General features: G+C 63.7%; 18 protein-coding genes and 1 pseudogene. 7 read left to right on the top strand and 12 right to left on the bottom strand.

Going from position 1 to position 20,942, the window contains the following annotated elements; translation table 11 throughout:
• Positions 1-62 precede the first annotated feature (62 nt).
• The 8 genes and pseudogenes from BLU17_RS19940 to BLU17_RS19905 form a co-directional block, all read right to left on the bottom strand.
• Positions 63-913: pseudogene (locus tag BLU17_RS19940) on the bottom strand (aspartate/glutamate racemase family protein).
• Positions 914-950: 37 nt separating this feature from the next.
• Complete coding sequence (locus tag BLU17_RS19935) at positions 951-2,468, bottom strand: NCS1 family nucleobase:cation symporter-1 (RefSeq protein ID WP_092000153.1); 1,518 nt, start codon at positions 2,466-2,468, stop codon at positions 951-953.
• A 286-nt stretch (positions 2,469-2,754) separates the two neighbouring features.
• Positions 2,755-3,477 carry a GntR family transcriptional regulator gene (locus BLU17_RS19930; RefSeq protein ID WP_092000150.1) on the bottom strand — a complete coding sequence of 241 codons (723 nt, stop codon included), beginning with the start codon at positions 3,475-3,477 and terminating at the stop codon, positions 2,755-2,757.
• Between the two features lie 307 nt (positions 3,478-3,784).
• Positions 3,785-4,711, bottom strand: a complete 927-nt coding sequence (ldcA, locus tag BLU17_RS19925; protein ID WP_092000147.1) for a muramoyltetrapeptide carboxypeptidase — start codon at positions 4,709-4,711, stop codon at positions 3,785-3,787.
• A 12-nt stretch (positions 4,712-4,723) separates the two neighbouring features.
• Positions 4,724-5,392, bottom strand: coding sequence for a tRNA adenosine(34) deaminase TadA (tadA, locus tag BLU17_RS19920; RefSeq protein WP_245746939.1), 669 nt, complete (start codon positions 5,390-5,392; stop codon positions 4,724-4,726).
• An 11-nt stretch (positions 5,393-5,403) separates the two neighbouring features.
• Positions 5,404-5,811 (bottom strand): DnaJ family domain-containing protein, encoded by a 408-nt coding sequence (locus BLU17_RS19915; protein ID WP_092000141.1) that lies wholly within the window; start codon positions 5,809-5,811, stop codon positions 5,404-5,406.
• Between the two features lie 271 nt (positions 5,812-6,082).
• Positions 6,083-7,285 (bottom strand): amino acid aminotransferase, encoded by a 1,203-nt coding sequence (locus BLU17_RS19910; RefSeq protein WP_092000138.1) that lies wholly within the window; start codon positions 7,283-7,285, stop codon positions 6,083-6,085.
• Between the two features lie 48 nt (positions 7,286-7,333).
• The gene (locus BLU17_RS19905) at positions 7,334-8,728 is read right to left on the bottom strand and encodes an amino acid permease (protein WP_092000135.1); all 1,395 of its coding nucleotides are present in this window, start codon (positions 8,726-8,728) and stop codon (positions 7,334-7,336) included.
• A 254-nt stretch (positions 8,729-8,982) separates the two neighbouring features.
• Here BLU17_RS19905 and BLU17_RS19900 point away from each other — a divergent pair, with 254 nt between their 5' ends.
• The 4 genes from BLU17_RS19900 to BLU17_RS19885 all read left to right on the top strand — a co-directional run bounded on the left by BLU17_RS19900 (position 8,983) and on the right by BLU17_RS19885 (position 12,689).
• Positions 8,983-9,456, top strand: a complete 474-nt coding sequence (locus BLU17_RS19900; RefSeq protein ID WP_092000132.1) for an Lrp/AsnC family transcriptional regulator — start codon at positions 8,983-8,985, stop codon at positions 9,454-9,456.
• 211 nt (positions 9,457-9,667) lie between these two features.
• A complete protein-coding gene (locus BLU17_RS19895) occupies positions 9,668-10,408 on the top strand; it encodes an ATP-binding cassette domain-containing protein (protein ID WP_092000127.1) in 741 nt (246 codons plus the stop codon).
• Positions 10,409-10,492: 84 nt separating this feature from the next.
• On the top strand, positions 10,493-11,488 hold the full coding sequence (locus BLU17_RS19890; protein WP_092000124.1) for an ABC transporter permease: 996 nt from the start codon (positions 10,493-10,495) through the stop codon (positions 11,486-11,488).
• A 208-nt stretch (positions 11,489-11,696) separates the two neighbouring features.
• Positions 11,697-12,689, top strand: coding sequence for a sugar-binding protein (locus BLU17_RS19885; protein WP_176929151.1), 993 nt, complete (start codon positions 11,697-11,699; stop codon positions 12,687-12,689).
• A 224-nt stretch (positions 12,690-12,913) separates the two neighbouring features.
• Here BLU17_RS19885 and BLU17_RS19880 read toward each other — a convergent pair whose 3' ends face one another.
• The 3 genes from BLU17_RS19880 to BLU17_RS19870 all read right to left on the bottom strand — a co-directional run bounded on the left by BLU17_RS19880 (position 12,914) and on the right by BLU17_RS19870 (position 16,168).
• Positions 12,914-14,098 (bottom strand): MFS transporter, encoded by a 1,185-nt coding sequence (locus tag BLU17_RS19880; protein ID WP_092000121.1) that lies wholly within the window; start codon positions 14,096-14,098, stop codon positions 12,914-12,916.
• A 257-nt stretch (positions 14,099-14,355) separates the two neighbouring features.
• Complete coding sequence (locus BLU17_RS19875) at positions 14,356-15,297, bottom strand: alpha/beta fold hydrolase (protein WP_092000119.1); 942 nt, start codon at positions 15,295-15,297, stop codon at positions 14,356-14,358.
• Positions 15,298-15,421: 124 nt separating this feature from the next.
• Positions 15,422-16,168, bottom strand: coding sequence for an SDR family oxidoreductase (locus BLU17_RS19870; protein ID WP_092000116.1), 747 nt, complete (start codon positions 16,166-16,168; stop codon positions 15,422-15,424).
• A 147-nt stretch (positions 16,169-16,315) separates the two neighbouring features.
• On the opposite strand from BLU17_RS19870, the gene BLU17_RS19865 reads away from it, so the two are divergent.
• Positions 16,316-17,476, top strand: a complete 1,161-nt coding sequence (locus BLU17_RS19865) for a LysR family transcriptional regulator (RefSeq protein WP_245746938.1) — start codon at positions 16,316-16,318, stop codon at positions 17,474-17,476.
• Between the two features lie 177 nt (positions 17,477-17,653).
• On the opposite strand, the gene BLU17_RS19860 is transcribed toward BLU17_RS19865, so the two are convergent.
• On the bottom strand, positions 17,654-19,093 hold the full coding sequence (locus BLU17_RS19860; RefSeq protein WP_092000113.1) for an alpha/beta fold hydrolase: 1,440 nt from the start codon (positions 19,091-19,093) through the stop codon (positions 17,654-17,656).
• Between the two features lie 162 nt (positions 19,094-19,255).
• Here BLU17_RS19860 and BLU17_RS19855 point away from each other — a divergent pair, with 162 nt between their 5' ends.
• Both BLU17_RS19855 and BLU17_RS19850 read left to right on the top strand, forming a co-directional pair.
• Positions 19,256-19,834 carry a TetR/AcrR family transcriptional regulator gene (locus BLU17_RS19855; RefSeq protein ID WP_092000110.1) on the top strand — a complete coding sequence of 193 codons (579 nt, stop codon included), beginning with the start codon at positions 19,256-19,258 and terminating at the stop codon, positions 19,832-19,834.
• 228 nt (positions 19,835-20,062) lie between these two features.
• Entirely contained in the window at positions 20,063-20,788 is a 726-nt protein-coding gene (locus BLU17_RS19850) for an SDR family NAD(P)-dependent oxidoreductase (RefSeq protein WP_092000107.1), read from the top strand.
• Positions 20,789-20,942: the final 154 nt, after the last annotated feature.

Below are 20,942 nucleotides of genomic sequence, written 5' to 3'. Positions count from 1 at the left end.
GGACCGGACCAGTGTAGCGAAATCGCCCGTACGCGCCCATACGCGCGCCCAGATAGTACGGGTCAAGCGAGGTGTATGTGGTCGTCCTGCCGGACGTTCACGCCCGCTTGCTCGCGTTGCGCGTTTACCCGTAGCGCAGCGGCCGCGCCGGCGGCGGCGTTTCGGTGACGGGCGCGGGACTGGTCGGGCTAAAGCGCGCGAAATCGCCGTCATAGCGCTTGACGAGCGGCCGCGCGAAGTCGCCGCGCTTGGCGGTCGTCAGACGCAGCGCGACGAGCGCTTCCACCCACTTCACGGCCGCCGTCACGCCGTCGACCACCGGCACGCCCAGCGCGTCCTCCACTTGCGCGCACAAGCTCGTCATGCCCGCGCAGCCCAGCACGATCGCGTCCGCGCCATCTTCGTCGAGCGCGCGGCGGCATTCGTCGACGATCGCGCGGCGCGCGGCCGAGCCGGGCTCGTCGAGTTCGAGCACGGCCACGTCGATCGCGCGGACGTTTCGGCAAAAGCGCGTCATGCCGTATCGCTCCGCGAGATGCCAGGCCATGGCGCGCGTGCGCGAGAGCGTCGTCACGACCGAGAAGCCCGGCGCGAGCACGCTCGCCGCATGCATCGCGGCTTCCGCGATGCCGATCACCGGTCCGCGCGCGAGCTCGCGCGCCGCGTAAAGGCCGGGGTCGCCGAAGCACGCGATCACGTAACCGTCGAAGCCTTCGCGCTCGCCGGCCTCGACTTCGGCGAGCAGGCCCGGCGTGGCGAGCGCCTCGTCGTAATAGCCTTCGATCGAAGGCGGTCCCATCGTCGGGCTCACCGCCACGACCTCCGTGCCTGCCGCGGCCACGGCGCGCGCGCACTGTTCCATCGCCGCGGTCATGCGCTGCGTCGTGTTCGGATTGATCAGCTTGATACGCATGTCGATTCCTTTGTCCTAACCTGGTTTTGCATACCGTTCATGCGTTTGCACGAGCGCGTTCGCCCATCGTGAGGGCGCGATAGAACAATGCGCCGAGCGCCGCGCCGATGAACCACGAGAAGTTCGCGGCGCCGCCGAGCGAAGGCACCATCACGCAGAGAATCGCGATCACCGCCGCAGGCAGCAAGGCCGTCACCGCACGCCAGTTCACGCCATTGCGATACCAGTACGCGCCCTGCGGCAAAACCGTGTACAGGTCGTCCACGGCCAGACGCCCGCGCTTCACGAGATAGAAATCGACGATCAGGACACCATACAAAGGTCCGATGAACGCGCCGAGCACGTCGAGCGTGTAGTGAATCACGGCGGGATTATTGAAGAGATTCCACGGCGTGATGAAAATCGAGGCCACGGCGGCGAGCATGCCGCCCGCGCGCCAGCTAATGAGACGCGGCGCGACGTTGGAGAAGTCGAACGCCGGCGAAACGAAGTTGGCGACGATGTTGATGCCGATAGTCGCAATCGTGAAGGTGAGCGCGCCGAGAATCACGGCGGTTGGATGATCGATGCGCCCGACCGTCTCCACCGGATCGGTAATCAGTTCTCCGAACACAGGGAGCGTGGCCGAAGTCGTGATAACCGTCACGAGCGAGAATGCGAGGAAGTTGACCGGCAGCCCCCAGAAGTTGCCCTTGTGGACGCTCTTGAGCGATTTACCGTAGCGCGAGAAGTCGCCGAAATTGAGCATCGGCCCCGAGAAATACGACACGACGAGCGAAATCGCCGTGATCATCACCGGAATCACTTCCGTACCGTGGTACTTCACGCCGCCGAGGTTCAGGCCGATGTTCTGCCAGCCGGCCCGATACACCATGTAGCCTGCGAGTGCGAACATCACGACATAGACAGCCGGCCCTGCGAAGTCGATGAACTTCTTGATGGTGTCCATGCCGTTCCAGAACACGAAGGCCTGCAGCACCCAGAGCGTCATGAATCCGGCCCAGCCGATCGCCGAGAGTCCGAGCAGACCATGCCTGTGAACGTCCGCATACGGCATGAGTTGCGGAACGAACTTGAGCACGACGATCACGAGCGCGCTCGACGCGAGATAGGTTTGAATGCCATACCAGGCAACGGCGATGAGGCCGCGAATCACGGCGGGAATATTGGCGCCGAGCACGCCGAAGGTGCCGCGGCACGCAACCGGATATGGCACGCCGTGCCGCTGGCTGGGCCGCGCGATCAGATTGCAGAGGACGTTGACGATGGCGATGCCGACGATCAGTGCAACGAGCACCTGCCAGCTCGTGAGGCCGAGAGCGAAAAGCGAGCCCGCGAACACATAGCCCCCGACGCTGTGCACGTCGGACATCCAGAACGCGAAGATGTTGTACGCGCCCCACGTCTGCTCGCGCAGCGGCGCGAGGTCGTGGTTGTAGAGACGCTCGCTGTAGCCTGCCGGCAATCGCTGCGTCTCCGTGGACTCGCTGCTCTCGCCGGATTCGAAGTTGTTGGGTACGGCAGGACTGCCAGGTGATGCGCTGAACTGAGCCATGGTCCGCTCCTTGGGATGGATACGCCGACGGGAAAAAGACGCCTGAACGCCTCGAAACGCGTGCGCGCCGCCGCCAGACACGGCCGCCGCTATGTCCGCGAGGGGGGGCCTCCGCGGGAACCGCGCCGGTCGCTGCTTGCGCGCGCCCTGCAACGCCGTGCCGGCCTGAGCCGCGCGCATGGCCTGCATGCGCGCCCCACTCCATCTTTTGAGCCGAGGCGGGCGCAGTTCGCCGTGCGCCGCCGCGTTTTACTGCAATCTGTTTGCGTGCCGCCGTAGCGGCGAATCAGCGTGCGAATGCCGTCGCGTCGCGAGCGCTGAACACTTCCTGCAGATCCACCGACGCACCCGCCGGCCGGTCGAGCATCCTGAGCTCGACGCCCTGCAAGTGGCGCACCATGAGTTCGGTGGCCTGCGCGGCGTCTCCGGCTTCGAGCGCCGCGAGAATCGCCTCGTGGTCATCGAACGAACAGGGGCTGCGCCCCGGCGATTCATAGAGCGCGGAAATCAGCGTCGAGCGGGCCACGAGCCCGTTGAGGCAATCGCAGAGCACCGTGTTGCCGGTGAGCATCGCGAGCGACGTATGAAACTCGCCCGAGAGGCGGATCCACGTCGGGAAGTCGCGGCCCTCGAACGCCTTGCGCTCCCGCCGGATCGTCTCGCTGATGCTCCTCAGGCGCCGGTTGCCGTGCTGCGCGCTGCAGATGCGCCCCACCACGGCCAGCTCGATGATCCGTCGCATCTCGAACACCTCGTGCACTTCCTGGAGCGACGGGCTTGCGACGAACGCGCCCCGATTGGGCTCCAGGTCGACGAGATGATCCGTCGCCAGCAGCGCGAGCGCCTGCCGGATCGGACCGCGCTTCACGCCAAATACTTCGCACAACTGTGCTTCCGTCAGTTTCGCGCCGGGTGGCAACCGGTGCTCGAGGATCGCGGCGCGAATGCGCGCGGCGATCGCCTCGGGCTTCGTGCCGGTTGCTTCGGCGTCGATATCGGTCTTTTGCATGTCTCGGATCTCTATGTTGGGTATCCTAGATTGGACACAAATATTGTCAACAATTTTATGGGCAAACCTGGGGAAGATACCCACACCCGCCGAGGGAACGCATGTTCATTTTTTGGCAACAACCGCCTTATTTCTGGGATTAAGGCACCGACATGGTGATTTCCCGCCCTACGATGGTCATTTATTTTGTCAACAATCCAGGCAAACCATATGCGTATCGCCATTGTGCCCGATTCGGACGGCTTGGCTGTTAGTTGCGCAGAAGATCATTTAAAAAGCGCCCTAGAGCGCTCTTCACGGCGGAGAATCAACCCAGATGCGGATAGTCGCGCACGGTCAGCTGGAAGCCGTGTGGCGTGGAATCCAGCTGGGCTGGGGCGCCCATCGGCAGCGTCACCATGTCCGGAACGTGGCCGAACGGCAGCCCCGTAATCACCGGGATGCCGACTACGGCACGCACCTGCTCCACCATTTCGCGCAGATCGTAGCCATTGTCGTAATCGAACTGCTTGTGGCCCGAAAAGTCGCCCAGCACGAGCGCTTGCTGGCGCGCGAGAATGCCGCTCAGGTGCAGTTGGTAGATCATGCGTTCGATGCGAAACGGCTGCTCGTTCACGTCCTCGACGAACAGGATGCCGCCCTCGACCGCCGGCAGATACGGCGTGCCGATCAGCGAGGTGAGCACCGCCAGGTTGCCGCCCCAGAGCGTGCCCGAAACGCTCACCGACTGCCCTTGAGGCGCATTCACCTTGAGCGTGTAACCCGGCTTCGAGAGCGTGTCCCAGAAGTGGTGCATCGTAAAGCTGCTGAGATTCTCGGCTCCGAAGTCGCTCACGAGCATGGGACCGCCGAACGTCGTGAGCCCGGCGCGCGCCAGCAGCGCGAGTTGCAGGGCGGTGAAATCGCTATGTCCCACGAACGCGATGGGCTGATCCTTCAAGCGGCGTTGCAGCCCCTCATAGTCGAGCCCGTGCAGGATACGCACCGCGCCGTAGCCCCCGCGCACGGCGAGCACGATGTCCGGCAGGTCGCGCGACGGGTCGGCGAGCCGGTTCAGCTCTGCGGCGCGCTGGCCGTCGGTGCCAGCAAAGCGCTGATAGCGCCGCTCGGTCGCCTGTACCCCGTCGACGTGATGGCCTTGCGCACGCAAGCGTGCAAGTGCGCGGTGCACCGCCTCCGAATCGTGCGGATAACCAGACGGTGCGATCAGTTCGATGGTGCGATGAATGGTCATGTCGATCGGGACTTAGCCCGCGGTTTCATCCGGGCCGGCGGCGCCGGTTTGCGTATGCGCTTCGTCGCCGGTCTGCGCCCGCGCCGCCCGCCGCGCTTCGCGGCTTGCGCGACGCCGGTCGGCGAAGAACGAGCGCAGCGCCTCGCCGCATTCGTCCGCCAGCACGCCGCCGGACACATTCGTGTGGTGATTCAGCTGCTCGTTGGCGAAGGCATCGACCACGCTGCCGCACGCACCCGTTTTGGGATCGTGCGCGCCGAACACCACGCGTGCGATGCGCGCATGCATGATCGCACCGGCGCACATCAGGCATGGTTCAAGGGTCACATACAGTTCGCAACCGGGCAACCGGTAGTTACCCAGCGCCTGTGCGCCCGCCCGCAAGGCCGCCATCTCGGCGTGAGCGGAGGGATCGTGCGCGCCGATCGGATGATTGAAGCCCGTCGCGATCACCTCGTTGCCGCGCACGAGCACCGCGCCCACGGGGACTTCGCCTGCGGCGCGCGCTTGCCCGGCGGCCGTCTGGGCGAGGCGCATGAAATGACGGTCGCGCTCTGAGGCGGATTCGGGGCTGGAATCGGACCCGGACGCCGGCGCGAACCGGTTAGCGCATGCGACGCCGGCTGGCGCGGATTCAGGCCGCGCCTCGGCGTGCCCGCCGCTCGGGGCGTCAGGGCGCACGGGAGCGCCCGTCACGCCGCCCCCGCCAGCGGCGCCTGGTCCGCCTCGCTGGCCGCCCGTTCGGACAAGCGCTCCGCAATCCGGCGACGATACTCCTGCGGCACGACCATCGGGCCGCCGCGCAACGATTCGAGCGCCATGTCGAGCGCGAGCATGCGCGCGCGCAGGCGGCACTGCGCAGCCTTGTCGCTGACCTTGGCGAGTTCTTCCTCGAGGTCGCGCAAGGCCCGCAGTTGTTCCACCGCGGGCGGAACGAAACCGGCGTTTTTCAAAATGCGGTGAGCTACGCGCACTTCCTGGGGCACGAGCAGGTCGTCGTCGAATTCCTGCGGCGCACCGGCGCCCGGCAGGCCGTCGAACTCGCCGCGCGCTGCCGCGGCGGCAATCCGTTGTTCGACGAGGGCATCAAGCAATTTCATCAGCAATCCACTACGTTGCGGCTCACGCATTCTATCAGGGTAAGACCTGGAAGACCCTCCGTGCCGGACGTGTGCGTCGCCGGCTTCTTACGGCTTGACAGACTAGCGGTTTGATGCCGGGTGAACCGGCGCGAGCAACGCAGGCGTTTCGGCGGACGCGGCGCCGGCGCGCGGGTTTGACCCGCAGACATGACAACGCCGCCAGCATGCCGGAGCGTTCCGGCACGCCGGCGGCGTTCGTGTCACGCAGGCGCCAGCCGCCGCGAGCGCCCTACGCCGGGTCCTTCATGACCTTGCCGACCGCGTCGACCACGACGCCCACGTTCTTCTCGTTGAGGCCCGCCACGCACATGCGGCCCGAACGCAGGATGTACACGCCGAACTCCGCCTTCAACCGCTCGACCTGCTTCTCGCTCAAGCCCGTGTACGTGAACATGCCGCGCTGCTTCACATAGCGTGCGAGCGCAGCCTCGCTCGCGTGAGCGCGCAGACCGTCGTGAATCGCCGCGCGCATGCGGGCTATGCGCTCGCACATCGCCGCCAGCTCCTCTTCCCACGACGCCTTCAGCGCCGGCGTGCCGAGCACGCGGGTGACGATCTTCGCGCCGTGCGTCGGCGGATTGCTGTAGTTCGCGCGCACCGAGCCCGTGAGCTGGCCGAGCACGCGGTCGGCGGCCGCCGCGTCCTCGCAGATCACGTGCAGCCCGCCGCAGCGCTCGCCGTAGAGCGAGAAGTTTTTCGAGAACGAATTCGCCACGAGCGCCGGCACGCCGCGCCGCGCGAGTTCGCGCACCGCGAACGCGTCGTCGTCGAGGCCCGAACCGAAGCCCTGGTAAGCCATGTCGACGAACGGCAGCAGATCGCGCTTTTGCAGCACGTCGATGAGTTGCTCCCATTGCGCGCGATCCAGATCGACGCCCGTCGGGTTATGGCAGCACGCATGGAGCAGCACGACGCTCTTCGCCGGCAGCGCGTCGATGGCCGAAAGCATCGCCTCGAACTTCAGGCCGCCCGTCACTTCGTCGTAGTACGGATACGTGTTCACCGTGAAACCCGCACGCTCGAAGATGAAGCGATGGTTCTCCCACGTCGGATCGCTCACCCACACCTGGCTGCCCGGAAAATAGCGCTTGATGAAGTCGGCGCCGACCTTGAGCGCGCCCGAGCCGCCGAGCGTCTGCACGGTCGCGATACGGCCGGCCGCGCGCGACGGGCAGTCGGCGCCGAACACGAGCGCCTGCACGGCGTCGCGGTATTGCGCGAAACCCGCCATCGGCAGATAGGGCTTCGGGCCCGGCTCCTCGAGAATCGCCGCCTCGGCCGCGCGAACGGCCTTCATGACCGGCAGGCGGCCTTCGTCGTCGAAGTAGATGCCAATGCTCAGATTGACCTTGTTCTGACGCGGATCCTTCTGGAAGTTCTCGTTGAGCGAGAGGATCGGGTCGCCGGGATAGGCATCGATGTGTTCGAACATGCTGATTAGCTCTCTGGACGAATTCAGGACAAATAGGGCAGGCAGCGCTTACGGAGCCGGCACGCCGCGTTGCAGCACCGGCGCCGCCTTGCGGTGCCACAGGCGGTAGGCGAGCCCGAGCACGCCCAGCCAGACCGGGATCAGGTACACGGACATCCGCAGATCCGGAATCTCATACATTACAACGAGAATGCCGCCGAGGAACGCGAGGCACACGTAATTCGTCAGCGGATAGCCGAGGCTGCGGAAGGTGGTGGTCTCGCCCACCCGCGCCTTCTCGCGACGGAACTTCAGGTGAATGAGGCTGATCATCGCCCAGTTGATGATGAGCGCCGACACCACGAGGCCCATCAGCAACTCGAATGCCTTGCCCGGCTTGAAGTAGTTGACGATCACGCACGCGGCCGTGACGAGCGCCGAAACGCCGAGCGCGGCGAGCGGAATGCCGCGCCGGCTCACCTTGAGCAGCGCCCTGGGCGCATTGCCCTGCTGCGCGAGGCCGAAGAGCATGCGGCTGTTGCAGTACACGCCGCTGTTATAGACCGAGAGCGCCGCGGTCAGCACGACGAGATTGAGCACGTTGGCCACGAGGTCGCTGTTCATCGCATGGAAGATCAGCACGAAGGGGCTGCCGCCCGCCACCACTTTCTGCCACGGGTAGAGCGAGAGCAGCACGCCGAGCGCGCCGATGTAGAAAATCAGGATGCGATAGATCACCTGATTGGTCGCGCGCGGAATGGTATGCGAAGGATCGTCGGCCTCGGCCGCGGTAATGCCCACGAGTTCCAGGCCGCCGAACGAGAACATCACGACCGCCATTGCCATGACGAGTCCCGATACGCCATGCGGGAAGAAGCCGCCGTTGCGCCAAAGGTTGGAAACGCCGGCTTCGGGACCGGCCGAGCCCGAGAGCAGCAGCCAGCCGCCAAAACCGATCATGCCGACGATCGCCAGCACCTTGATGATGGCGAACCAGAATTCGAGTTCGCCGTACGACTTCACGCTCGTGAGATTGATGCCGTTGATGACGACGAAGAACACGAGCGCCGACACCCACGTGGGCAACGCCGGCCACCAGTAGTGCATGTAGATGCCGACCGCGGAAAGCTCGGCCATGCTCACGAGCACGTAGAGCACCCAGTAGTTCCAGCCCGACAGGAAGCCCGCGAACGGGCCGAAGTATTTGTCGGCGAAATAGCTGAACGAACCGGCGACGGGCTCGTCCACGACCATCTCGCCCAGTTGCCGCATGATGAAGAACGCGATGATGCCGGCGACGCCGTAACCGAGCAGCACCGAGGGGCCGGCCGTCTGGATCGTCTGCGCGATGCCGAGGAACAGCCCCGTGCCGATCGCCCCGCCCAGCGCGATGAGCTGGATGTGACGATTCTTCAGGCCGCGTTTTAGCTGACTGCGGTTTTCACGCGTGTCGTTTGAAACCATGTCTCTTCCTGTCTCCGACTTATCTACACGAGGCCAAGGCATCCGGGTAGGACGCTGGCTCCGCTACACGAAATAAAATTGCGCGCACAACATTCTGCGCCGGCGCGCTGCCAGGCTTGACGGTATTGGCTGCCAGCCCGATCGGGTGCGCCCAGTGTATAGTTGACACAAGAAAATAGGATTTCATCTCGTACGCAGGCAAACCCTGATTGATACAATTCTGTCTCGCCTTGACCTCACCCAACGCAAGATAAATGCAAAATCTCGCGCTCGACACGATCGACATGCGGCTACTCGCCGCGCTCCAGGAGCACGGCCGCGCCTCGAATCTCGAACTCGCGGCCGCGATCAAGCTCTCGCCCGCGCAGACGCTCAGGCGTCACCGGCGGCTCGAGGAGCTCGGCGTGATCCGCCGCTACGAGACGCGCCTCGACGCGCAGATGCTAGGCTTCGGCGTGGTCGCCTTCATTCAGGTGACGATGGAGCGCGGGCACATGCGCGAGCTCGTGAAGTTCAAGGAACTCGTCGCGACGTTGCCGCAGGTGCAGGAGTGCTACTCCGTGACTGGCGATATCGACTACGTGCTGAAGGTGGTGGCGCGCGACCTCAAGGCGCTTTCCGAATTCCTGCTCGACACGCTGATGCGCGCACCCGGCGTGAACAGCGTGCAGTCGATCGTGTGCCTCGATGAGTTGAAGGGAACGAGTGCGATGCCGCTGGAGGCATGAGCCAGGCGCGCGTCAGGCCCGTCCAGCGGGGTTCTTCGGCGAAAACGCAATTTTATCTCATCGGCGCCCGGCAGGTGGCCCCGTTTGAGGGGGCGATGAAATAGTCTTGCTAAAAGCGCCATCGTGCTCTAAAAAACAGGCTGGATAGCACGTCTACGGCCGCCCTTCGCCACGGCAACGGGCGGCACCACAAGAGCGAGCGCGACAGTCCATGAGTCTTCTTGAGCTCAGAGACGTTTCCCGGCACTTCGGCGCCATTCATGCGCTGACCGACGTGACGCTCAGCCTGGAGCCGGGCCAGGTGGTGGGGCTCATGGGAGACAACGGGGCCGGCAAGTCGACACTGGTGAAGGTCATCGCCGGCAACTTCCCGCCCTCTCACGGCGAAATCCTCATCGACGGCAAGCCCGTCCATTTCAACCGTCCCGTCGACGCCCGCGCGAAGGGCATCGAAGTCGTCTATCAGGATCTCGCGCTCTGCGACAACCTCACGGCAGCCGCCAACGTCTTTCTGGGCCGCGAGCCGCGCATCGGCATCTGGCCTTTTCGCGTGCTCGATCATGCGGCCATGTACCGGCGCGCCGCCGAGCTTTTCAAGGAACTGAAATCCGAGACACGCCCGCGCGACCTCGTCCGGCAGATGTCGGGCGGGCAGCGCCAGGCCGTGGCGATCGCGCGCACGCGCCTCTCGGAGGCGCGGCTCGTGCTGATGGACGAACCGACCGCCGCGATCAGCGTGCGCCAGGTGACGCAAGTGCTCGATCTCATCAAACGCCTGTCCGAGCATGGCATCGCCGTCATTCTCATCAGTCACCGCATGCCTGACGTTTTCGAGGTCGCCCACCGCGTGGTCGTCATGCGGCGCGGGCACAAGGTCGCGGACAAGCAAACCGAAGCGTCCTCTCCGGAAGAAGTCACCGGTCTCATCACCGGAGCGATCGCCGCCGCCTGAAACCGCCGCGCACGGCTTTGCAGGGGCACCAAAGAAAGCCAGGGAGACCCGAAATTGAACGATGCGCCGCAAAGGCCCCGCCCCATGCCAACCTTGCTTGACGACCCCCAATCGGCGCAGACCCATACCCGCTGGGCGGGACTGCTCGCGAGCCAGGTGTTCTGGGTAGTGCTCGCCACGGTCGTCGCGTGCGTGCTGCTCTCGATCGCGACTTCGACTTTCGCCACGCAGCAGAACCTGTTCAACGTCACGCGCAATTTCGCCTTCGTCGCCATCGTCGCGCTTGGCATGATGGCCGTGATCGTGACGGGCGGCATCGACATTTCGGTCGGCTCGACGATCGGCCTGAGCGGGATCGTGCTCTCGGTCGCCATGAACGCGGGCTATCCGATCTGGGCCGGCATCGGGCTCGGGCTTTTCACCGCCGGACTGGTCGGGCTCGTGAACGGCCTGCTCATCGCGTATCTCGACATGCAACCTTTCGTTGTGACGCTCGGCATGCTGAGCGTCGGCCGCAGCCTCGCGCTCGTGATCTCGGGCAGCCGCACCATTTTCGACTTCGGGCCGGACGGCAGGATGCTCCTTGCGCTCGGCGGCGGCAAGACGCTCGGCGTCGCCAATCCCGTCTGGTTTCTGATCGTCCTCGGCGTGCTGTTCTGGTTTGCCTTCGCCTTTACGCGCTGGGGTCGTTACGTTTTCGCGGTCGGCGGCAATCGCCATGCGGCCAATCTCACCGGCGTGCCGGTAAGGCGCGTGATCTGCTCGGTGTATGTGCTCGGCGGCCTCATGGCGGGCGTCGCTGCCGTTCTCGAAGTCGGCTGGCTCGGCGCGGTGACGACAGGCCTTGGCACCGGCGACGAACTGCGCGTGATCGCCGCAACCGTGATCGGGGGCACCAATCTCGCAGGCGGCGTGGGCAGCGCCTTTGGCACCATCGTCGGCGCCGCGCTCATCGAGGTGATCCGCAACAGCCTGATCCTGCTCGGCGTCGATTCGTTCTGGCAAGGAACGGTCGTGGGCGGCTTCATCATCGTCGCCGTGCTGTTCAACCGGCTTGGCGGCGATCGGCAAGGAGACTGAACGACCTTTGGGCGCGCGGCCGCGACGAGCGCCGCGCGCCCATGCAGGCAGCGCGGACGGTCAAGACGCGGAACCGCCGGACGCCGGCCGTCACAAGAAGCACGAGGTTCCGCAGGAAGCCCGAGGCACGGGCGCGGGCTTTCCATCCGACGACGAAAACCGTACGAGACATGCGCGCCGCGCAAGCGGCGCCGAACAGGAGGAAACCATGAAGAAAGCGTGGAAGTATCTCGCTGCGATCGGAGGGCTCGCCATGCTGGCCTCTTCCGCCCATGCAGCCGACAAGACCCTCGCGCTGGTCGTGAAGGGCCTCGACAACCCCTACTTCGACCTCATGCATCAGGGCTGCGACCGGGCGAACAAGGAACTCGGCAAGCAGGGCTACACGTGCTACTACACAGGGCCCGCCACTGCGGCCGATGAAAGCGCCGAAGTGCAGATCGTCGACGACCTGCTGACCAAGGGCGTCTCGGCGATCGCGATTTCGCCGTCGAACGCGCCGGCCATCGCGGAAGTGATCCGCCGCCGCAACACGAAAATCCCCATCATCACCGCGGATGCCGACTTGCTGCCGAAGGACCAGTCGCTGCGCAAGTCTTACGTCGGCACCGACAATTACGAGCTGGGCGTCAAGCTCGGCGAGCAGTTGAAGACGCTGATGCCCAAGGGCGGCAACATCTGCCTCGTGATGGGCAATCCGGCGGCCGAGAACATCAACCAGCGCGCCCAGGGCACGCGCGACGCGCTCTCGGGCAAGAAGGGAATCAAGAAGCTGGCGGGCGAGAACAACTGGCACGAGATCAGCGCTTGTCCGCTCTACGTGAACGACGACGCCGCAAAGGCGAACCAGATGATGCAGGACACGCTCACGGCGAACGCCACCGGTCTCCAGGCGTTCGTGTTCGAGGGCGGCTGGCCGCTTTTCGCTCCCGAGGCCTATTCGCAGGTCGTCACGCCGATCATGGACAAGATCCGGAACGGCCAGTTCGCGATCGTTTCAGCCGATACGCTCGGGCCCGAACTGCAGGCGCTCAAGGATCACAAGGTCAATGCGCTGGTCGGGCAGCGGCCCGAGGAAATGGGCTACCAGGCGGCGATGGTGATGCGTGACCTGGCGCAGGGGAAGACGGTGAAGCCCATCGTCCACACCGGCCTCGACGTGTGCACCTGGAAGAACGCCGATACGTGCCTCAAGCATTGAGCACAACCGCCACGCGCGAGCCGGGACTCCGATCGCTCCGATCGCCCGGCTTGCTGAACGGCTTTGCCGCTGCGCGCCTGTACGCCGCTCTCCCCACATGCGGAGGCATGCGCGCAGCAACTGGACGAAAAATTCGCAGGGTCGGGCGATTGTCGAGCGCGAAAGCGGCGCAACACGAAATATGACCATCACCCGCGCAACAAGCATCCCCGACTACCCCTGCGTCACCGGACCGATGAGACGATCTCGACTGGCTGCCGCCTGGATGCAGTCATGATGCGTCGCGTCGCGAGTTCGGATACCAACAATGCAATCGCCACCAGCGCTGCCGCTACGAACCCGAGACGATGCCCTCCAACGACCGGAATCACGGCTGCCCCGATAATGCCCGCCAGCGTCACACCGAAATAGGTTCCGGCCGTATTGAGCCCGATAAGCACCGGCGCGATAGCCGGCGCCAACGTAACGAGCCGGTGCTGTTGCGGGACGAGTATCCCCCAACCGCACGCGCCCCAGACGGCAATGGCTAACGCGGCGCTCCAGACATGGGCTCCCGTCCATGGAAACGCCGCGATATCTGCCACAAGTAACCCCAGCATCAGAACGATCACCTTATGCGAGCCGATCGAGTCGATCAGCCGCCCCGCAAGGAGATTGGATGCCGTGCCGGCGGCTCCCCACATCACCAGCAACACGCCCAACACGATGGCCTGGCCGCCTACGGCACGATCAAACACGACAGAAAAATAGGTGTAGACGGTGAAAATGCCGCTCATCGCAAGCAGTGTCGTCGCCAATGTCAATGCCACACGCGAATCGGCAATCGGCGCAACGCGCTTTCCGAGCGTAATGGCGGGCGCAAGCGGCATCTCGGGCAAGAGCGCCCACACGCCGATGAACGCAACGGCGCCCAATGCGGCAACAAACACAAGCGTCCACCGCCAGTCGCTAAGCCCGCCGATAACCGCGCCAATGGGAGAACCGAGGGCGGTAGCCGTCGTGAGTCCGGCAACGATGATAGACAAAGCAAAGCCGCGACGCTCCGGCGGCACGAGCATGGCCCCTGCCCCCGTCGCTGTCGGCGAGAAGGTTGCTGCGCCCACGCCGGCCAGCACGCGAGATAGCAGCGCGGCGCCGAGGCCATGCACGATCGTCGTCGCCAGATTCGAAACAACGAATAACCCCAGACCGACGAGCATCAGTTTCTTGCGCGGCACGCCGGCAGCCAATGCCGCAATCGTCGGCGCGAGCAACGCATAGGTAAGCGCGTAAGCCGTGGTCATCTGGCCAGCCGCACCAATGCTCGCGTGGAATGCGCGCGAAATCTGCGGCAAGATGCCTGCGACGACAAAGCTGTCGGTGCCCAGCGCAAACATGCCGAGAGCAAGTACAAGAAGACGGCGATCCATGGCGAATCCTTTTTACTGAACAAACAGATGATGGTCGGGCCGCGTCGTGCAACCCTGCTCGGAGGACGCATTCAGCTCATGGCAGCCTGACTGCGTCTCCCCAGAACCCGGTCTAGGTAGATGCCGCAGAGCCCCATGTACGGAATGCCTGGCCGGCGGCTGGGGAATACCAGGACGTGTTCCATAACGACCTCCGGCGTCTCTTCTCTGCGATCGGCGCGGCGAGCCGGGGGCTTGCCACCACGCCCAGGCCGCTATCAGTAGCCGTTCCTCTTCAGGAAATCGAGCATCAGGCTCGCGATCTCGTCGACTTGTTCGTCGAATGCGAAATGCCCTGCGTCGAGCAGATGAATTTCCGCATTGGGCAAATCCCGCCCGTAGGCTTCGGCGCCCGACGCGATGAACGACGGATCGTTCTTGCCCCATACCACCAGGGTCGGTGGCCTGTGCGCGCGCAGCCATGCCTGCCATGCCGGATACGAAGCGACGTTCGTCCGGTAGTCGTATAGCAGCGCCCCCTGGATCTCGCGTTGCCCCGGACGCGACAGGTGTGCGTATTCGTCGGTCCACGTGTCGGGATCGTATCGTTCCGGATGCGACGTGCCGGCCGTGTGCCGCTGCTCGGTCGCGGCAAACGAGATGAATGTATCGAGCACGTCGGGGTGCGCCTTGGGATCGGCCCAGTATTGAGCGATGCCCTTCCACTTCACCCCGAGTCCCTCACTGTAGGCATTGGCATTCTGGATAATCAGCGCCTGCACCCGTTCGGGATGCGCCGCCATGATCCGGAAGCCGACCGGGCCGCCGTAGTCGTGGAGGTACAGGCTGTAGCGGCTGACTCCGATCTGATCGAGCAAATCGCTGGTCGTCTGCGCAAGGTGATCGAACGTGTATGCGTACGCGGCCGGAGACGGGGCATCGCTCTGACCAAAGCCCGGGAAATCCGGAGCGATCAGGTGATAGCGCGTCGCCAGCAGCGGGATCAGCGAATCGAATTCGCGTGACGAAGACGGAAAACCATGAAGCAACACGATTGTCGGCGCGTCCTGATGACCGGCCTCCCGATAGAAGATCCGTATGCCGCCGACCGTGGCACGATGGTAGGAAGTCGTGCTCGAAATCGACGCCAGGGGTGCCGCCTGTGCCGCCACGCCGGTGGTCAGCGCCGCCGTTGCTGCCAAAAGAATGTGCGTTTTCATCTTCAGGTTCTGCCTGTCTAAAAACTCTGTCTGGACTGCGGACGGCGCGTGCAAGGCCTGACGGGAGGAAATGTCAGCAACCCCACCTCTCGTACCCTGTTCCGGCAGGAGTGCTGACCGATCCTTAGAACTGCGTCAACCCACCATCGACCACCAGCTCGATGCCCGTCGTGTACGACGAATCGTCGCTGGCAAGGAACAGCGCGCTCCTGGCAATTTCAATCGACTCGCCGAAGCGCTGTAGCGGCACCTTGGCCTGAATGGCTGCTGCGGTTGCTGCGAGCTGCTCGTCGGTGAGACCGAGCTTGCCGTAAAACGGCGTCGTGATCGCGCCCGGGCTCACGGCGTTCACGCGGATACCGCGCGGTGCCAGTTCCGCGCCCAACGTGCGGACCAGCGACCGGACAGCCGCTTTCGTTGCGGCCAACAGCGACAGGCCCGACATGCCGACAGTGTCGAGAAACGACGTCGTCGCCACTACGCTGCCGCCCTTCGGCATGTACGGAACGGCCTTCTGGATCGTCAGGAACAGGCCCGTGAAATTCAGCGAGAAATGTTCGTCGATCAGTTCCGTGGTGACAGCCTCAAGCGGTGCAACCTTGCCGGCACCGGCGTTGGCGAACACCACGTCGATGCGACCGAACCTGGCATGCGCCGCCTCGATAGCGCGTTCGATATCGGCCGGCTTGCGCAGATCGGCGGACAGCAGCAATACATCGCCGCCAATTTCATTGCCGGCCGCCGCGAGACGCTCCGCATCCGAACCGAGCACGACGACCGAGGCGCCTTCGGCACGGAAAAGTTTGGCGGTTTCCAGGCCAATGCCCGACGTACCACCGGTGATCAGTGCAACCTTGTTATTCAGCTTCATTTTGCTTCCTTCATGCAGTAGTAAAGAGGATTACTAATATTCTTCAATGAAGATGCCGCCAGCAGGAGACGACTGGAGAATCACGTCGCGGCCACCAGCCGCTGAAACCCGCGCGGATCGGGCGGCCTGGTAGCGGGACTCATCCGCATGCCCCTCCGCGCCGCCGGAGTATGTCTTCGCAGCCGCTTTCGTCATCGGCAGATCGAGATGGGGCCGATCGCCAGGATCGAGGTTGCCGACAATAAACGCCTTGCCGAAAGCAACCATGGCGGCATGAGCAAGTCCTTGGGAAACGAATTGATATCACCAGACCTGCATCATGCCCTCCAGCGCTTCGATGTTGAATCCACTAAAATCGATTTTCATTTCCTCGAAAAATGGACAAGTGACGTGGACCGACTCGAAGCCATGACGATGCTGCTCGCCGCGATCGAAAAAGGGAGTTTCTCGGCCGCCGCTCGGGAAATGAACGTGCCGGTCCCGACGTTTACGCGCAGGATCACCGATCTGGAAGAACAGCTGGGCACGCGCCTGCTCACGCGTACGACACGCAAGCTGGCGTTGACGGATGCGGGAGTGGCCTATGCGGCCACGGCGCGACAGATTCTGGAGCTGGTTGCCGAACAGGAACGCGAGGCGACAGGGGAATTCACCGTACCGCGCGGAGCACTCACGATTGCGACGCCAGTGCTTCTCGGGCGGCTCTATGTGCTGCCGGAGATCCTGGACTTCCTGGACGAGTTTCCGGAGATCGACATCACGCTGACGCAGTCAAATCGCAACGTCGATCTGGTCGACGCTCACGTCGACGTGGCGGTACGTATCGGCAGGCTACCCGACAGCAGCATGATCGCGACGCGCGTCGGCTCATTTCGCCCGGTCATATGCGCAAGCCCTGATTTGCTGGCAAAACAGGGCGTTCCCCGAATGCCAGCCGATCTGGCAAAGATGCCCTGCGTAGTGTTCAACGGCCCGATGCTCTCGCCGGACTGGACCTTCCGGTGTCCGGACACAGGACGGCTCGTCACCATCCCTATTTCGCCGCGGCTTCAGGTGTCGTCGCCCGATTCGGCTGCCGATGCCGCCATTCGCGGTCTCGGGTTCACGCAACTGCTGCATTACCACGTCGCGGAAGCGATTGACGCCGGGAAGCTCGAGATCGTTCTGGATACCTTCGAGCTCGACCCGGTGCCGATCCAGCTGGTTCATGTTTCACGCAACATGATGCCGCTCAAGCTACGGCGCTTTCTCGACTTCGTGACGCCACGGCTCAGGGAATCCTTGTCCCGGTTTGCCAAGCCAGCTTGAACGAGACCGCTGGGTCACGCCGCAAGTGGCGGCGCGCCGGCCTGTTCGGCTGCTCGAACTCGCATTGCCGCCGACAGGCCAACGAATGCCGATTCGTTCAAGATGCCGTATTCGGCATCGCCCTGATCGTTTGACAAATGCCGGGACAGCCTTGCCGCGCGCCGTCCCCGCAGAGGATCAAACCGCTGCGCCCGGCAGGAAGCCGGCATCGATCTCGACTCGCGACAGATGCGCAACCGTATTGGCTAGCGTCTTGCCCGCAACGGCCATCGCGATGGCCACCGCCGCGCGACGATCGAAGCCGGCGGCCTTCAGCGCATTGACATCGCTGTCGGACACCTGAGTACGCTTCGACGCAATAGCGGTCGCGAAGCGGCGCACGGCTTCCAGCTTCGGATCCACGAATGCGCCGCCGTTGCGCAGCGTATCGACGACGACCCCGCTCGCGCCGAGCCTGGCCGCCAGCGTCGCATGCACGGCCACGCCGTAGTCCGCCGCATTCGCCCGGCTGGCCGCCGCCATCGCGACCTGCTGCGCGATCGGGTCTAGCGACGTCGTGCCGAGCGCCTGCAGCCATGCGAGGTAAGCGCCGAGCACGGTCGGCTCGGCCGCCAGCGCATAGCCGAGGTTCGGCACGAAACCGAACACGCCGCGCATGGCGTCGAGAATCGGTTGCGCTTGCGCCGGCGTGGTCGCTTCGCCCAGCATACCGAACAAGGCCGCGCCCTGCGCCACGTCCAGCGTACGCGCGAGAAACGCGCGGACAATGCCGGCCACCTCATCGAGATGCGATTCGAGCGGGAAATGCCCGCCATCGACAAAACGCACTTCGGCATCGGGGATATCGCGGCGGAACGCCTCAGCGCCCGCCGGCAGGAAGAACGGATCGTTCTTGCCCCAGACCGCCAGTGTCGGCGGACGGTGCGTGCGGAAATATTCATGGAAGCGCGGGTATGCTGCGACGTTCGTCCTGTAATCGCCAAACAGGTCGAGCTGGATTTCGTCGCTGCCGGCGCGGTCGAGGAAATGCTGATCGAGCGTATAGCTTTCCGGCGCGATATGCGAGGTATCCGCCTCGCCGTGCCTGTACTGGAACTGCGTGGTTTCGGCTGCCAGCATGCCGCGCAACTGCGCGCGGTTTGCGTCGGACGGTTCCCGCCAATAGGCGCGGATCGGATTCCAGCCTTCGCTCAGGCCTTCCTCATAAGCGTTGCCATTCTGGGAAATCAGGGCTGACACGCGCTCCGGCCGCGACACGGCCAGGCGAAAGCCCACCGGCGCGCCGTAATCGAACACGTAGAGCGCGTAGCGCGTCAGGCCGATCGCGTCGGTGAAGCTTTCGATCACCTCCGCGAGATGGTCGAACGTATAGCCGAACGTCTTCGCATCCGGCGCGTCGGAGAAGCCAAAACCGGGCAGATCCGGCGCGATCACGCGGTACTTGTCGCCGAGCCGTGCAATCAGGCCGCGGTACTGGTGGCTCGAAGCCGGAAATCCGTGCAGCAACAGCACGGCGGGCGCATCCTCGTGGCCGGCCTCGCGGTAGAACAGATTGAGCGCCGAGCCGGTGCGACGGTCCGAGACGGAAACGGTTTGATAGTCGGGAAGCGTGGACATCGAAATCTCCTGGGAACGTGAAAAACGGTTTCGATTCAATCAATCTGAACCGAACGATCGGTACAGTATAAGCAAAACCTCAGTCGGTCAAGCATTGATTTGCTCGTAGTATTTTTGTAAACTAGCTTCTGTACCGAATGATCCGTCCAATTGGAGCCAACCATGGCCGCAGCGCAGGCTACGAAAGATGAAATAGTCGACCGACTGTTCACGGTGTTCCGCGACCGTGGCTTCGAAGGCGCCTCGCTGGCCGACCTGTCGCGCGCGACGGGGCTCGGCAAGTCGAGCCTCTACCACCACTTCCCCGAGGGCAAGGAGCAAATGGCGAAGGCCGTGCTCGAGCGCGCCACGGCCATGATCGATAGCGATATCCTCGGCGCCGCGCAAGCCACTGGCTCGCTCAAGGCGCGCATCCGAAGGATCGTGACGACGCTCGACCGGATGTATGCCGGGGGCAGCACGCCATGCGTCCTCGGCCAGTTGTCGGGTGCCAGCATCGGCGCCGATGCCCGCCAGAATCTGGTCCTGGCGCTTACCCACTGGATTGGGGCAATCGAAGCGTTGGCGCGCGAGAGCGGGATGTCACCGGTGAAAGCGCGGCACTTCGGGGAAGATTGGGTCGCGCGCCTGCAGGGTGCGCTGATCCTGCAGGCGGCCATTGGTGAAGCCGGACCTTACAAGCGCACCATGAATGCCTTGCTCGATCTCGCCAAAGACAGCGCACCCCGCGCGCCCGATTAATGCATTGTCCGGCGCCCTGGTCAAACCGGCCTGCCCTACCCGGAGTTGTCTAGCCCTGGCGAAAGCTGATGACGTTACGTGACAAGCGTGCTATACGCGGTAGCTCGCTGTTCTTTCCGATTCCTGGAATTTGAACAAGTGTTCCTCACAATCACCCGATTTCACGTTTTGTTTGCTGAGCGTATTGTCCATTCCTCCATTTCGGATTAACACATTGAGGAATTCGTCATGTCTCGGACCGTCATCATTACTGGCGCATCAAGCGGTATCGGATTCGCGCTCGCCGAGTCGTATTTGTCGGCAGGTTTCAACGTTGTCGGCAATGGGCGTTCACAAGAGCGTCTGCATGACGCTGCGAAAAAACTTGGCAATCCAGATAACTTCCTCGCCGTGGAGGGCGACATTGCGGCTGCCGATACATCGGATCTCCTGTTCGGCAGGGCGATCAGCCACTTCGGCAAGGTTGATATTCTCGTGAACAACGCTGGCATCTTCATTGCCAAGCCGATTACGAGCTACACGACCGACGACCTCGATATGTTGATCGACACGAATTTGCGCGGTTTTTTCTATCCGACGCAAGCCGCCGCTGCGCACATGATCGAGAACGGCGGCGGGCACATCGTCAACATCACGGCTGTGGTTGGTATTCAACCCAATGCCAATGTGCCCGCGACGTTGCCGGCACTCATGAAAGGCGGGATTAATCAGGCCACGCGCTCGCTCGCGACTGAGCTCGCGAAACACAAGATCAAAGTCAATGCGGTTGCCCCGGGCGTTATCGATACGCCTTTACACAACCCCGAAAAGCATGCCTTCCTGGCAACGCTCAATCCGTTTGGGCGACTCGGCCAAATAAAGGAAATCGTCGACGCGGTCCGATATTTGACGGACGCGGACTTCACTACGGGCGTGATTCTTCCGGTTGATGGCGGGGCAGCAGCGGGGCGTTGACTGAACTGCGAGGCTGACCGATATACCAAAAACTCAACTGGTCCGCTTCACGTAGCTTCCGGGGCGGCAATTGCAGGCCATGGCGGCGATGACCGAGGTCTCCCGGCGGCCATTCGCCCGATTACAGCCTTCTCGAACGTATATCGTCAGCCGA

Source organism: Paraburkholderia lycopersici (assembly GCF_900096975.1).
GTDB lineage: Bacteria > Pseudomonadota > Gammaproteobacteria > Burkholderiales > Burkholderiaceae > Paraburkholderia > Paraburkholderia lycopersici.
The sequence above is the reverse complement of the archived record's forward strand: the minus strand, read 5'-3'. Positions and strand labels throughout refer to the sequence as shown.